The organism is Desulfovermiculus halophilus DSM 18834, assembly GCF_000620765.1.
GTDB lineage: Bacteria > Desulfobacterota > Desulfovibrionia > Desulfovibrionales > Desulfothermaceae > Desulfovermiculus > Desulfovermiculus halophilus.
Map to the genome: position 1 here is coordinate 1 of NZ_JIAK01000006.1, position 12,904 is coordinate 12,904.

Consider the following 12,904-nt stretch of genomic DNA (forward strand, 5'->3'; position numbering starts at 1 on the left):
TACAAACCCACATGCCTGCCAAAGCGCAGGCACAACGAAGCATGAAAATAACACATCCTGTAAAAACAAGACCTTAGAGCATTATTTTCATACAACAGGCTACAGAAAGATCAGGTAGTATCCATGTTCAATCAATCCCAATCCGCGGTTGTTTTTCATCCAGAAGAAACCCTGAGCCGGGAAGAGCTGCAGTCCGTGCAGGCCGACCGGCTGCAGACCGTCCTGAAGCGGGCGCGCAGGTCCCCGTTTTATCAGGACAGGATCTTTCCGGAGTGGACTGTGAGCAGTCCGGAGCAGATCCGGGATCTGCCCCTGACCACCAAGGACGATCTGCGGGCGGGCTATCCCTACGGATTTCTGACCGAGCCCCTGTCCTCCCTGGTCCGCCTGCATGCTTCCTCCGGGACCACCGGGAGCCCGACAGCCATTCTCTACACCCGAAATGACGTGAACACCTGGGCCGACCTGGTTGCCAGATGCATGCATATGGTGGGCATGCGCCCCGGGGATGTGTTTCAGAACCTCAGCGGGTACGGGCTGTTCACCGGCGGCCTGGGCATTCACTACGGTGCCGAACGCCTGGGATGTCTGACCATACCCTCCGGAGCCGGGAACAGCAGGCGGCAGATAAAGCTGCTCACGGATTTCCAGGTCACGGCAATCCATATTATTCCTTCCTATGCCCTGCATCTGGCCGCAGTCTTCCAGGATCAGGGCATCGATCCCCGGTCCCTGCCCCTGCGCGTGGCCTTGATCGGGGCTGAGCCGCACACGGAGGAGATCCGGGCCAGGATCGAGGACGTGTATGGGGTCAAGGCCTATAACTCCTATGGATTGTCCGAGATGAACGGCCCCGGGGTTGCCTTTGAGTGTCCGGCTCAAAAGGGGATGCATATCTGGGAAGATGCCTATCTCCCTGAGGTTCTGGACCCCCAGACCCTGGAGCCGGTGGCCGAAGGGGAGATCGGGGAGCTGGTGATCACCACCCTGACCCGGGAAGGCATGCCCCTGCTCCGGTACCGGACCAGGGATCTGACCCGGTTTTTGCCCGGCGAATGTCCGTGCGGACGTGCGCACCGGCGCATCGACCGGATCCTGGGCCGGGCGGACGACATGATCATCATCAAAGGGGTGAATATCTATCCCATGCAGGTGGAGCGGGTGCTCATGGGCATAGAGGAAGTGGGCCAGAACTACCAGATCATTCTGGAAAGAGAAGACTATATGGACCAGATGCGGATCAAGGCGGAGATCAAGGACGAGGCGTTCGTAGAGGATATGCGCGTCCTGCAGGCCTTGCGGCAGCGGATAACCAGGGCCATGCGCGAGGAGCTGCTCATCACTCCCAAGGTGGATCTGGTGGAGCACAACAGTCTGCCCCGCAGCCAGGGCAAGGCCGAGCGGGTCATAGATCGCAGGGAGGGCTAGAGAGCCCCGGGAATAATCCAAGGGCTCGAGCCCCTTCGTGCGGCAGTCGAAAAAGGCCTTGCCAGGAGTGATTTCTTCCTGAAACCTTGAAACTTCTGCGGCAGGTGATGTGCTGTGCTGGAAATCTTGTCTGGCTTTTTTCTTCTTCTCCTGTTTCTTATCTGGGCCCTCAACTTCTTCAGTCTTCCGGCCAACTGGATCAATATCGGCCTCTTGGCTTTGTGGAAGTGGGCGTATCCGGAAATGCCTGGAGGCTGGTGGTTTTTCATAGGGCTGATCGCCCTGGCCGGGGTGGCCGAGCTCATTGAGTTCTTGAGCCAGATGTTCGGGTCACGAAGGTACGGAGGGAGCAACCGGGGCAGCTGGGGGGCGTTGATCGGAGCTATTGCCGGAGCTGTGCTTGGTGCGCCGTTCTTTTTGGGCCTGGGGTCCATTCTGGGTGCCTTGATCGGCGCGTTTGCCGGCAGTCTTGGGGTTGAGCTGGCAGCCGGACGGTCCTGGGCGGAGGCGATCAGGGCCTCCAAGGGCGCCATGCTGGGCAAGGTGCTCGGATTTGTGGCCAAGGCCGCCCTGGGCATGGTCATGATAACCTGGAGCATCCCCAGAGTATGGCCGGGATAGAAGACAGAGGACAGAAGACAGAGGATAGAAGCCGGTAGCCAGTGGTCAGTGGAAGTTGGAATAACTGGAAAATGCGGCCTGGATCCGGCGGGTCCGCGCGGAGGGACGAACGCCCTCTCACCACTACTACAGGATCGATATGATGCACACTGATCGGGATACATTTCCTTCCTATCGGGGAGAGATGGAGTACGTCTGCCAGCAGTGCGGGGCCAGATATTCCGGCCAGGAGCTCTACTACACGTGCCCGGAATGCAGCGGCGTCTTTCTTTTGCAGGATCTTTGCTTCCCCCGGTTGCTGGAGACTCCAGGCCAACGCTGGCGGGAGATATTCGACCGCCGGGCCATGAGCAAGCATCCGGCCCTGCGGGGGATATTTCGCTTCTACGAGCTGATCAGTCCCATTCTGGAAGTGGATGATATTGTCTGGCTGGGAGAGGGAAACACCCCGATAGTGAACGCCAACTCCGGGCTACAGGCGGTGGCCGGCCAGCCCCTGGCCTACAAGAACGACGGGCAGAATCCCAGCGCATCGTTCAAGGACCGGGGCATGGCCTGCGCCTTAAGCGCAATCAAAGCCATGGCCCGAAAGCATTCCTGGGACCAGGTGCTCACGGTCTGCGCCTCCACCGGCGATACCTCGGCTGCAGCAGCCATGTACGCTGCCTATGTCGGTCCGCCGGTGACCTCGGTGGTTCTTCTGCCCCAGGGACGGGTCACTCCACAGCAGCTGGGACAGCCCCTGGGAAGCGGGGCCGTGGTTCTGGAGCTTCCCGGGGTGTTTGACGACTGTATGCGGGTTGTGGAGTATTTGGCCGACCATTACCGGATCGCGCTTTTAAACTCCAAAAACAGCTGGCGGATCCTGGGCCAGGAGTCCTACGCCTTTGAGGTCGCTCAGTGGTACGACTGGGATGTCTCCGGCAAGGCTTTGTTTGTGCCCATCGGCAATGCAGGGAACATCTCCGCAATCATGGCCGGATTCATCAAGCTCCACCGCCTGGGGATCATCTCCGGTCTTCCCCGCATCTTTGGTGTCCAGTCCAGCCATGCGGATCCGGTGTATCGTTACTACAGCCAGCCGCAGGGACAGCGGTCCTATGCCCCGGTCTCTGTCTCCCCGAGTGTGGCCCAAGCAGCCATGATCGGCAATCCGGTATCCTTCCCCCGGGTGGCGGCCTTGGTCCAGGAATACGAAAAGACCGGAGGAGAGGGCAGCTTCAATGTGATTCAGGTGACGGAAGAAGCCATAATGGAGGGCATGCTCCTGGCCAATCGGCATGGGCATATCGCATGCACCCAGGGCGGAGAGTGCATGGCCGGACTGCTCCGGGCCAAGGAGCTTGGGCTCCTGGAGCACAAGGAAACGGCCATCCTGGATGCCACCGCCCACAGCTTGAAGTTCATGGGATTCCAGGAGATGTACTTTCAGGACCGGTTCCCGCCGGAGTACGGGGTCCACCCCAGGGATGAACTGCGCAATCAGCCCCAGCCCGTTCTTTCGGAACAGGACACGGCCCACCTGTCGGCGCAGGATTTCGCAGCCCGGGCGGCCGAAGAGATTGTGCGGCGTTTAGGACTCACCTGAGCGAAGATCCAGGGCAGATAGCATGCCTTCCCCTGGATTGCCCGGGGAGATTCATCCCGGTATATGCATAGGGTCTCCGGGCCGGGCAATGACGGAGAGGGACCTTGGCGAGTCCCACACTCGCTCAGAATGACAAACAGAAGAATGGTGGTCCCCGGATGGTTCTGATGGCCCTCTCGTGTCATTCTGAAGGAGGGTAGGGACTGAAGAATCTATTGCCTTGTGTATACCTGCCTACAGGGGGTGCACGCTGCACGCTAACCAGGCATACAAAGAAGCAGGTGCCCAGTGCAAGGGCTCTGCCTGATACCTGGCCAGCCTGTTAGGCTGGCGTTGCCAGGGGCAGCTATCCCGGCTACCGGCCGCCGCCCATTGTGGAGGTCAGGGCCTGCATGAGCTCGCGGTCGGTGAAGTCAAAGGTCAGCGGGGTCAGGGTGATATAGCCCTGGGTCAGGAGGGTGCGGTCGGTATCCGGCTCCAGGTTCTGAGGCAGGATCTCTCCGCACAGCCAGTAGTAGCGGCGACCCCGAGGGTCGGTCCGTTCGTCGTACCAGTCTTCGTACACGGCCCGGGTCTGGGGGCACAGGCGCAGGCTTTTGCATTCGGACATGGGCAGGCAGGGAAAGTTCAGGTTCAATACCCGGCGGGACGGAAGGGAAGCCCAGCTGATTTTGGACAGAAAATCCTGGACGTATTCGGCCTGAGGGACCAGATCCTGGGGATTAAAGTCGTCTATGGAGACTGCGAGCGCCGGGATGCCGACCAGGGCCGCCTCGGTCGCCGCAGCCACCGTCCCGGAATACAGGATGTCCACCCCCACGTTGGCCCCGTTGTTGATCCCGGAGATGAGCAGGTCCGGCCGCAGGTTGTACACGGTGCCCAGGGCGATTTTCACGCAGTCCACCGGAGATCCGGAAACGCCGAATCCCAGAAACGGTCCGTCGTTGACCTTCTTTATCCTCAGGGGGGAGCTCAGGGTCACTGCGTGTCCCACAGCGGACTGCTCGGTCAGGGGAGCAACAACAGTCACCTGATGCCCGGCGGCGGTCAGGACCTGATGCAAGGCCCGCAGTCCCGGGGCCCAGATCCCATCGTCATTGGTCAGCAGAATATTCATGGTTTTCTCCCTTGTGCTGCGTATGGACACAACCACCCGTGCAGGATGTGTATGCTTTCCAAAACTGTTTTTATCCACGATGTTACTGAAGGCCAAGAGGTATACGAGGTCTTCGTCATTGTCCAGGCCAAGCTGAGCCAGTCCAAGAACGGTCCGTTCTGGGACCTTACCCTCCAGGACAAGACCGGGCGGCTGAATGCCAAGATCTGGTCCCCCCAGAGCAATGCCTATGCCCAGCTCCTGCCGGAGCAGGTGGTCCGCATTCAGGGTCAGGTCCGGTCCTTCAGGGATCAGCCGCAACTGGTGGTCCAGAAGCTGGAGGTCGTGGATCCCCAGGAGGTCGGGGACTGGGCCGACTTCATTCCCAGCAGCTCTCGTCCTCCGGAACAGATCCTCTCCGAGATAGAAGGCCTGTGCCGGGAGCACCTGCGCTACCCGCCGTGGCGGAAGCTGCTCAAAGCCGTGCTCAGCGATGCTGCCATGCGCGAGTGCCTGGTGAATGCCCCGGGGGCCAAAAATATCCATCATGCCTATCGGGGCGGCCTGGTGGAGCATACCCTGCAGGTTGTGCGCCTCTGCCTGGCGGTCTGCGAGCTGTATCCCGACCTGGACCGGGAGATCCTCCTGGTGGCCGCAGTGCTCCACGATATGGGCAAGGCCTGGGAGCTGGACGGGGGCATCAGCCGGGACTACACTGACGCTGGTCGCCTGGTGGGACACATTACCCTGGGAGTGGACCGGGTCATGCCTTTTGTCGCCCGGGTGCAGGATCTGGATCCGGACTTAAGCCTGCATCTGGAACACCTGCTGCTCAGCCATCACGGAGAGTACAGCTACGGCTCCCCGCGTCGGCCGAAGACCCAGGAGGCATTTGTCCTTCACTTCATGGACAACCTGGATGCCAAGATGAACACTCTGGATCAGGCACTCACCGGTATCGCCCCCGGTGCCCAGGGCTGGTCAGCCTATCAGCCCTCTCTGGAGCGCATGGTCTATCGGCCGAAAAAAACATACGATTTGCTGCAGCCGGAACGCAAGTCCAAAACACGGAATGCCAAACAATGCTTATTACCTTTGAAGGAATAGAGGGCTGCGGGAAAAGCACCCAGGCCGTGCGGGTCCGCGAATGGCTCCAGAGCATGGGCCGTTCTGTCCTCCTCTCCAGGGAGCCCGGGGGGACCGCAGTGGGTCGCACCCTGCGCAGCCTCCTTCTGGATGCCCAGAACAACCACCTCTGCTCCAGGACGGAGCTTTTCCTGTACCTGGCCGATCGTGCCCAGCACGTGCATGAGATCATCAAGCCGGGCCTGGAAGCCGGAAGTGTGGTCCTGGTGGATAGGTTTGCCGATTCGACCCTGGTCTACCAGGGGTTCGGGCGGGGGCTTGACCTGCACATGGTGCAGGGGCTGAATGAGCTGGCGGTGGACCGGGTCACTCCGGATCTGACCCTGGTTCTGGATCTTTCGCCGGAGACCGGCCTGCAGCGGGCCAGGTCCAGGAACGGAGAGCAGGGCACGGATCAGAGCGAGGGGCGTTTCGAGGCCGAATCCCTGGCCTTCCATTCCCGGATTCGGGAGGGCTACTTGGAGCTGGCCTCCAGGGACAGGGAGCGTATCGTGGTGGTCAACGGCGCCGGGACAGAAGACGAGGTCTATGCCCAGGTCCAGAAGGAGATCGAGTCCCGCCTCCTGTCTCCTTGACAATGATTCCACAGACACTAAACTCAATCAATATGCCCCAAAATGCCGTCCGGAAAATTTCAGAGGAGGATCTATGGACAAGGATGTGAAGCTCTATGCCCTGAGCACATGTGTGCACTGCAAGAATGCCAAGAAATTTCTGGATGAAAAGGACGTGGACTACGACTGCACCTATGTGGACCGGCTCAGCGGCGAGGAACGGCAGGAGGCCATTGAAGAGGTGAAGAAGCATAATCCCAATCTGTCCTTCCCCACCCTGCTGGTGGGGGACACATGCATTGTCGGATTCAAGAAGGATGAGATTGAAGACGCCCTGGAGCAGTTATGAGCCGGGTGGAAGACCTGTACGCCAAACTCAAGCCCCTGATGGAAAAAAAGGGCCTGTATTTCAACAAAGATCAGGACATGGTCTGGCCTCTGCTGGAGAGCCTGGTGGTGAACAAGGACCGCTATGGGTACACTGCTTGCCCTTGTCGACTGGCCTCAGGCGAATATGAAAAAGATAAAGACATCATCTGTCCTTGCGTGTATGCCGCTCAGGACGTCGAGGAGTACGGCAGCTGCTATTGTGGGCTGTACGTATCCAAGGAATGGAACGAAGGGAGCATTGCCCATGTCCATGTGCCGGAACGCCGGCCCCCGGAAAAGGCCATGGCCGCTTTGGGGCTGGAGGGTCCTGCCTGAAGGGGTGGTCTGAATTGATGAGAGCTTCTTCGTTCCCAGACTCGTTTACGAATGACAACATTTTCATCCAAACAGGGCACAACCCTGCCAGACACTACGGAGCAGACCATGAAAGAACGTGTGGAATCGATATTGGAAACCATCCGCCCCCAGCTTCAGGCTGACGGGGGCAATGTGGAGCTGGTGGAGGTTACAGAGGACAATGTGGTCCGGGTCCGCTTGCAGGGAGCATGCGCCGGGTGCCCCATGTCCCAGATGACCTTGAAGAATGGCATTGAGCGGGTAATCAAGGAAAAGATTCCGGAAATCAAGGCTGTTGAAGCAGTCAAGTAAGAACCGCCCATGTTGGAGACAAAGAAAACAGCTCGTTGCGGGCTGTTTTTTTTGGTTCTTCGACGTAGCCTGTGGTTTTTTGGAGTTTGCCATCTCTTCTGTGTGCCCACTTTCGGCCCGGTATTTTCTAAGCCCCGCCAAAGGGGGATCCCTGCCCCCTCCCGGCTACTCACGTGCAGTTCACTACTTTCTGTTTGAGTGAGCGTATCATACACGTGAGTGCCGGGTGGCGAGACCAAGAAAATGTTCGGGCCTGCCGCTCACGGCACACAGAAGAGACGGCAAACTCTTATGGAGGCAATTCCACTTTCTGGGTCGAAGAGCCTTTTTTTATGCAGGATTGAAAACTTAAATTTGCTCCAAGCAGCTGTGAACTGGAGAGATCATGACCAAGCACGTCGTAACCCGTTTTCCGCCCAGTCCCACCGGCAATCTGCATATAGGCGGCGCCCGTACCGCCTTGTTCAACTGGCTCCTGGCCAGAAGTCAAGGCGGGAAGTTTATCCTGCGCATTGAAGATACGGATGTTGAACGCTCAACCTGGGAAATGACCGAGGGCATTCTGGAGTCCATGCGCTGGCTGGGCATGGATTGGGATGAAGGGCCGTATTTTCAGAGCCAGCGCCTGGATGTGTACAACGAGCATATCGAAAGGCTCCTTGCTTCCGGGAAGGCCTATTACTGCCAATGCAGCGCCGACGAGGTCGAAGCCATGCGGGAAGAGGCCCGGGCCAAAGGGCTGAAGCCCAAATACAACGGCCGCTGCCGGGAGCTGGGTCTGGGGCCGGGGCCTGGGCGGGTAGTCCGGCTCAAGGCCCCCCTGGACGGAGAAACTGGATTTGAGGACCTGGTGAGGGGCTACAACCGGGTGGATAATCGAGAGCTTGACGACTTTGTTCTCCGCCGGGCGGACGGCATGCCGACCTATAATCTGGCGGTGGTTGTGGACGACGCCTTGATGGGCATGACTCATATCCTGCGTGGGGACGACCATATGAGCAATACCCCCAAGCAGGTCCTTTTGTATCAGGCCCTGGGGTTTGATCTGCCCAGCTTTGGGCACGTCCCCATGATTTTGGGGCCGGACAAGAAGAAGCTGAGCAAACGGCACGGGGCCATGTCTGTGTTGGAGTATCGGGACAGGGGATATTTGCCCCAGGCCGTGCTGAACACCCTGGTTCGCTTGGGTTGGTCACATGGAGACCAGGAGTTGTTTGAACCGGAGGAGCTGATCTCGCTTTTTTCCTTGCACAATCTCGGTAAGTCGGCCTGCGTGTTCAACCCGGAAAAGCTGGACTGGGTGAACAGTCAGCACATCAAGAACAGTCCGCCCGCAGACCTCGTTCCCCTGCTCGCAGAGCAGCTGCAGCGCAAGGAACTTCCCGTGCCGGACGCCGCCTATCTGGAACAGGTCATTCCCCTGCTCCAGCCAAGGGCCGCAACAATGGCCGACATGGCGGATCAGGCCGCAGTCTTCGTGCTCAGCGATGAGGATATCGCCTATGATCCTGACCTGGTCGGCAAGGTCCTGACCGCAGAGGTAAGGCCCCATCTTCAGGCCCTGATTGAGCGGCTCCAGGGACTCGCGTCCTTTGATCAGTCGGCTCTGGAAGAGAGTATCCGGGCATATTTGGAGGAAACAGGGATCAAGTTCAAGCTCCTGGCTCAGCCGATACGGGTGGCCGTGACTGGGAAAAAGGCCAGCCCGGGGCTCTTTGAAACCATGGAGGTTCTGGGCAAGGCGCACGTACTGCGGCGCATGGAGCGGGCCCTGCAGGTCTAGAGGACAGAAGATAGAGGTCAGACGTCTGACATCTGACGTCTGACCTCTGTCTTCTGACTTCTGCTCTGCCGTCCCCGCTTAGGTGCCGCTGATAACCGGCTTGGTGACCCCGCCGCTGCGCAGACAGCGGGTGCAGACATCGATGCGCTTGATCCGTCCGTCCGAGAGCTGGGTCTTGACCCGCTGCAGGTTGGGTTTGAATCTGCGCTTGGTTTTGTTGTTGGCGTGACTGACGTTGAAACCGACCATGGGTTTTTTTCCGCAAACTGCGCATTGCTTGGCCATCTGTTTCCTCCCTGGAAGTGTTTGCTTTAGAGCTTGCGTGGCAAGCCCGTATGCTCAGTGAGCGTGCATTGTGAGATACAAATGGGACCACCCGCCCCTGATAGCCGGGGAACAGTCCGGGACACGGAGCCGGCCCTGACCGCAGACAGGTCAAAATGTGCGGCGCTGCGCATTTCCCCGACGACTCATGCATGATGCAAAAATTGTTTGCACTCATTGAGAAAGAGACATACACTATATTGTTTACTGGGAAATGGCAAGCCTGTGCGTCTTGACAATCGGCCCCGGCTGCACGTAGATATAGCGGTTTGACGAGGCGAATACGATGCACATATGGGTTTCTTTTGCCGAATGTCCCGCTCAGGGACGTCGGTTGACAATATCTGAACAGGCCGTGTGGAGTGAACCGCTGGCCGAGTTTGAGCTCAACGCCGAGATCGTCGAGCCATTGACGGCCGAGCTGCACATCGTTCCCCAAAGCGACGGCCTTTTGATCCAAGGGCGGCTGCAGGGCTCCGTATCCCTGGTCTGCGACCGTTGCACCGAGAGCATGCCCTGCCCTCTGGATGTCCCCTTCACCGTGTTCGAGTCCCTGGAAGGGCAGAACGAAGAGGAGGAATATGCCGAGCGCTTTCGGCAGGGGGGCGAAGGTCTGGAGCTGGACCTGGCCGCTGTTTTATGGGAGCAATTCGTTCTTGCTCTGCCGGTCAAGCCTTTGTGCATGCCGAACTGCCGGGGGATTTGCCCCCAGTGCGGAAGAAATCTGAATGCCGGCGAGTGCGGGTGCGATCGCAATACCCTGGATCCCAGGCTGGAAGTTCTCCGCCGTCTGCAGATCAATACGTCATAGGCTGAAAAGGCTCACTCAGGAATATACGGCCCCGGCCAACCCGGTGGTCACTTAAGCAATCGAGAGGTCAAGGAGAGGAACAATGGCTGTCCCCAAGAAAAAGACATCGAAATCCAAAAAGAATATGCGCCGTTCCCATCACCGGGTGCCCACACCCAATGTGATCAACTGCGCATGCGGCGAACCCAGGCTTTCCCATCGGATCTGCCCTTCGTGCGGAACCTACCGCGAACGGCAGGTCACAGGAACCGGAGATGGGGACGAATAGCCGTCCCAGGATCGCCATAGACGCCATGGGCGGCGACTATGGCCCTCAAGTCATGGTCCCTGGGGCAATCCAGGCGGCACGGCGACGGGACATTGCGCTCCGTTTGGTCGGCAACCAGGAGCAGATTGAGCAAGAGCTGTCCCGAACCATGGTCGACGGCCTTGAGGTGGACATTGTTCACGCCGATGACGTGGCCAAAATGGGCGATAAGCCCTCGCATATTATGCGCCGGAAAAAGGACACCTCCATTCAGGTGGCCTATAAACTGGTTCGGGAGAATGACGCGGACGGAGTGGTCAGTGCCGGGCATACCGGCGCGACTCTGGCCTGCGGCATGTTCGCCCTGGGGCGGATCAAGGGCATTGAGCGCCCGGGGCTGGCCACGGTGTTGCCCAGGGAGAACAAGCCGCTGCTGATTATCGATGTGGGGGCCAATGTGGATTCCAAACCCAGGCATTTGGTCCAGTTCGCAATCATGGCCGAGGCCTTGGCGGTCAATGTGCTCAAGACCCCGGAGCCGCAGGTAGGAATACTCAGCATCGGCGAGGAGCAGGGCAAGGGCAATGTGCTGGTCAATGAGGCCTACGGCCTTTTGGCCCGAACCTCGATGAATTTTGTGGGCAATGTGGAGGGGCGGGACATCTTTCAGGGCGATGTGGATATTGTGGTCTGCGACGGGTTTGTGGGCAATGTGGTCCTCAAGCTGTCCGAAGGGCTTGGAACGGCCTTTTCCAGTATGCTGCGCAAGGAGCTGGGACGGGGTTTCTGGGCCAAGCTGGGGGGGATGCTCGCCTTGCCGGCCTTGAAGCGTTTTCGTCGTCGGCTGGATTACGAGGAGTACGGCGGCGCTCCGCTCCTGGGGCTCAATGGGGCGTCATTCGTCTGCCACGGATCTTCCGGGACGCGGGCCATTCAAAGCTCGGTGCAGATGGCCGGATCGTATATCCGAAACCGGACCAACGACGACATCCGGGCCGGTCTGGAAGCACATCCGGAGATCACCCGTTTTCATCGGCTGAAGCATATTCTGCATTCTTCAGCAGGCAAGGGATCAGGACACAATGAAGAGTCCCAGGACGAGACATAAAACCGGCGTACCGGGGCGGTCTTTTCTGGAATCACGCTCTGTGCCATCCGGATCCACCTCGTCTTCACGCCATATGAACCAACCGTGCTGTGGGGCCTCCGCGGGCGCTGTGAGCTGCCTGGAGTCCGCACGCTGTTGAAACGGCTATGTATACCCAATCATATCTTTTAGGTGTCGGCTACTACGTTCCGGAACGGATTCTCTCCAACAGCGATCTGGAACAGCTGGTTGAGACCTCCGATGAATGGATCACGACCAGAACCGGGATCAAGGAACGGCGTATTGCTGGCACGGGGCAGAGCTGCTCCGATCTGGCCTTGAATGCGGCTGGAAAGGCGTTGCAGAATGCTGGAATGGGGGCGGATCAGCTGACCCATATTCTGGTTGCCACCTTCACTCCGGATTACTGTGAGCCGACAACCGCCTGTCTGGTCCAGAGCAAGCTGGGTGCGAGCAGAGCCATGATGGCCATGGACTTGGCCGCCGGGTGCTCCGGATACACCTACGGTCTGGACACCGCCCGGGGGATCGTGGCTGTTCGGCCCGATTCGGCCGTGCTGGTCGTGGGCAGCGAGGTGTGCACCTCAAAGGTCAATTTTCAGGACCGGAACACCTGTGTCCTTTTCGGGGACGGGGCCGGAGCGGCCATTGTGTCGGGGCAGGGGAGCAGCCAGGCCCGGATTGTGGACTCCCTGCTCCGGGCTGATGGGAGTCTCGGTGATCTGCTTCCAGTGGGTATCGAAGGCAATTCGGCCCGGCCCTATACCTTGGGCCAGCAGGTGGGGGAAGAGTACTTCATCCAGATGAAGGGCCGGGAGCTGTTTCGACATGCGGTGCGGGGCATGGCTGAGCTGACCCTGGATATTCTGGGCAAAAATGGACTGTCCATTGCGGATATCGATCTGTTTATCCCCCATCAGGCCAATATGCGGATCATTGAAGCCCTGGCCAAAAAGCTGGCCTGTCCCTTGGAGAAGGTCTATATCAATGTTGACCGGTACGGGAACACCTCGGCCGCTTCTGTGGGCATTGCCCTGGGCGAGGCCGTGGAGCTGGGGCAGGTCAAAACAGGGGCCAAGGTCCTGCTGGTTTCCTTTGGAGCGGGATTGACCTGGGGCGCCACCCTGCTCCAGTTTTAGCGCAACCATAGAGAGACAACG

Annotated in this window: 14 protein-coding genes and 1 pseudogene; 13 read left to right on the forward strand and 2 right to left on the reverse strand. The window is 59.0% G+C overall.

The window, feature by feature from the left end:
• Positions 1-99 precede the first annotated feature (99 nt).
• From N902_RS0102550 to thrC, 3 genes and pseudogenes are all read left to right on the forward strand, one after another.
• Positions 100-1,428 (forward strand): annotated as a pseudogene (locus N902_RS0102550) (phenylacetate--CoA ligase family protein); the annotation flags it as partial.
• A 114-nt stretch (positions 1,429-1,542) separates the two neighbouring features.
• Positions 1,543-2,049, forward strand: coding sequence for a DUF456 domain-containing protein (locus N902_RS0102555; RefSeq protein ID WP_153304125.1), 507 nt, complete (start codon positions 1,543-1,545; stop codon positions 2,047-2,049).
• Positions 2,050-2,188: 139 nt separating this feature from the next.
• Positions 2,189-3,637, forward strand: a complete 1,449-nt coding sequence (thrC, locus tag N902_RS0102560; protein WP_034621376.1) for a threonine synthase — start codon at positions 2,189-2,191, stop codon at positions 3,635-3,637.
• Positions 3,638-3,992: 355 nt separating this feature from the next.
• Here thrC and surE read toward each other — a convergent pair whose 3' ends face one another.
• A complete protein-coding gene (surE, locus tag N902_RS0102565) occupies positions 3,993-4,754 on the reverse strand; it encodes a 5'/3'-nucleotidase SurE (protein ID WP_027369656.1) in 762 nt (253 codons plus the stop codon).
• A 51-nt stretch (positions 4,755-4,805) separates the two neighbouring features.
• Between surE and N902_RS16060 the strand changes: the two genes are divergently transcribed.
• The 6 genes from N902_RS16060 to gltX all read left to right on the forward strand — a co-directional run bounded on the left by N902_RS16060 (position 4,806) and on the right by gltX (position 9,254).
• Positions 4,806-5,840 carry a 3'-5' exoribonuclease YhaM family protein gene (locus N902_RS16060; protein ID WP_034621379.1) on the forward strand — a complete coding sequence of 345 codons (1,035 nt, stop codon included), beginning with the start codon at positions 4,806-4,808 and terminating at the stop codon, positions 5,838-5,840.
• Entirely contained in the window at positions 5,816-6,454 is a 639-nt protein-coding gene (gene tmk / locus N902_RS0102570) for a dTMP kinase (protein ID WP_027369657.1), read from the forward strand. Before N902_RS16060 ends, tmk begins: the two co-directional genes overlap by 25 nt.
• A 73-nt stretch (positions 6,455-6,527) precedes the next feature.
• Positions 6,528-6,782 carry a glutaredoxin family protein gene (locus N902_RS0102575; RefSeq protein ID WP_027369658.1) on the forward strand — a complete coding sequence of 85 codons (255 nt, stop codon included), beginning with the start codon at positions 6,528-6,530 and terminating at the stop codon, positions 6,780-6,782.
• Positions 6,779-7,138 (forward strand): ferredoxin-thioredoxin reductase catalytic domain-containing protein, encoded by a 360-nt coding sequence (locus N902_RS0102580; RefSeq protein ID WP_027369659.1) that lies wholly within the window; start codon positions 6,779-6,781, stop codon positions 7,136-7,138. The genes N902_RS0102575 and N902_RS0102580 overlap by 4 nt, the downstream gene beginning before the upstream one ends.
• A gap of 108 nt (positions 7,139-7,246) precedes the next feature.
• On the forward strand, positions 7,247-7,471 hold the full coding sequence (locus tag N902_RS0102585) for a NifU family protein (protein ID WP_027369660.1): 225 nt from the start codon (positions 7,247-7,249) through the stop codon (positions 7,469-7,471).
• A gap of 385 nt (positions 7,472-7,856) precedes the next feature.
• Entirely contained in the window at positions 7,857-9,254 is a 1,398-nt protein-coding gene (gltX, locus tag N902_RS0102590) for a glutamate--tRNA ligase (protein WP_027369661.1), read from the forward strand.
• Between the two features lie 78 nt (positions 9,255-9,332).
• Here gltX and rpmB read toward each other — a convergent pair whose 3' ends face one another.
• A complete protein-coding gene (gene rpmB / locus N902_RS0102595; protein ID WP_027369662.1) occupies positions 9,333-9,539 on the reverse strand; it encodes a 50S ribosomal protein L28 in 207 nt (68 codons plus the stop codon).
• Between the two features lie 325 nt (positions 9,540-9,864).
• Here rpmB and N902_RS0102600 point away from each other — a divergent pair, with 325 nt between their 5' ends.
• The 4 genes from N902_RS0102600 (at position 9,865) to N902_RS0102615 (ending at position 12,883) form a co-directional block, all read left to right on the forward strand.
• Positions 9,865-10,389 (forward strand): YceD family protein, encoded by a 525-nt coding sequence (locus tag N902_RS0102600; RefSeq protein ID WP_027369663.1) that lies wholly within the window; start codon positions 9,865-9,867, stop codon positions 10,387-10,389.
• 82 nt (positions 10,390-10,471) lie between these two features.
• Positions 10,472-10,657: a 50S ribosomal protein L32 gene (gene rpmF / locus N902_RS0102605; RefSeq protein ID WP_027369664.1), complete on the forward strand. Its 186-nt coding sequence runs from the start codon at positions 10,472-10,474 to the stop codon at positions 10,655-10,657.
• Positions 10,644-11,744, forward strand: coding sequence for a phosphate acyltransferase PlsX (plsX, locus tag N902_RS16065; RefSeq protein ID WP_084287649.1), 1,101 nt, complete (start codon positions 10,644-10,646; stop codon positions 11,742-11,744). The genes rpmF and plsX overlap by 14 nt, the downstream gene beginning before the upstream one ends.
• Before the next feature lie 146 nt (positions 11,745-11,890).
• Complete coding sequence (locus N902_RS0102615) at positions 11,891-12,883, forward strand: beta-ketoacyl-ACP synthase III (protein ID WP_027369665.1); 993 nt, start codon at positions 11,891-11,893, stop codon at positions 12,881-12,883.
• Positions 12,884-12,904 lie beyond the last annotated feature (21 nt).

Bases quoted from the DNA above. Each gene is read 5' to 3' on its own strand.
- thrC (WP_034621376.1), top strand. From the start codon at position 2,189: ATGATGCACACTGATCGGGATACATTTCCTTCCTATCGGGGAGAGATG.
- surE (WP_027369656.1), bottom strand. From the start codon at position 4,754: ATGAATATTCTGCTGACCAATGACGATGGGATCTGGGCCCCGGGACTG.
- N902_RS16060 (WP_034621379.1), top strand. From the start codon at position 4,806: ATGCTTTCCAAAACTGTTTTTATCCACGATGTTACTGAAGGCCAAGAG.
- tmk (WP_027369657.1), top strand. From the start codon at position 5,816: ATGCTTATTACCTTTGAAGGAATAGAGGGCTGCGGGAAAAGCACCCAG.
- N902_RS0102575 (WP_027369658.1), top strand. From the start codon at position 6,528: ATGGACAAGGATGTGAAGCTCTATGCCCTGAGCACATGTGTGCACTGC.
- N902_RS0102580 (WP_027369659.1), top strand. From the start codon at position 6,779: ATGAGCCGGGTGGAAGACCTGTACGCCAAACTCAAGCCCCTGATGGAA.
- N902_RS0102585 (WP_027369660.1), top strand. From the start codon at position 7,247: ATGAAAGAACGTGTGGAATCGATATTGGAAACCATCCGCCCCCAGCTT.
- gltX (WP_027369661.1), top strand. From the start codon at position 7,857: ATGACCAAGCACGTCGTAACCCGTTTTCCGCCCAGTCCCACCGGCAAT.
- rpmB (WP_027369662.1), bottom strand. From the start codon at position 9,539: ATGGCCAAGCAATGCGCAGTTTGCGGAAAAAAACCCATGGTCGGTTTC.
- N902_RS0102600 (WP_027369663.1), top strand. From the start codon at position 9,865: ATGCACATATGGGTTTCTTTTGCCGAATGTCCCGCTCAGGGACGTCGG.
- rpmF (WP_027369664.1), top strand. From the start codon at position 10,472: ATGGCTGTCCCCAAGAAAAAGACATCGAAATCCAAAAAGAATATGCGC.
- plsX (WP_084287649.1), top strand. From the start codon at position 10,644: ATGGGGACGAATAGCCGTCCCAGGATCGCCATAGACGCCATGGGCGGC.
- N902_RS0102615 (WP_027369665.1), top strand. From the start codon at position 11,891: ATGTATACCCAATCATATCTTTTAGGTGTCGGCTACTACGTTCCGGAA.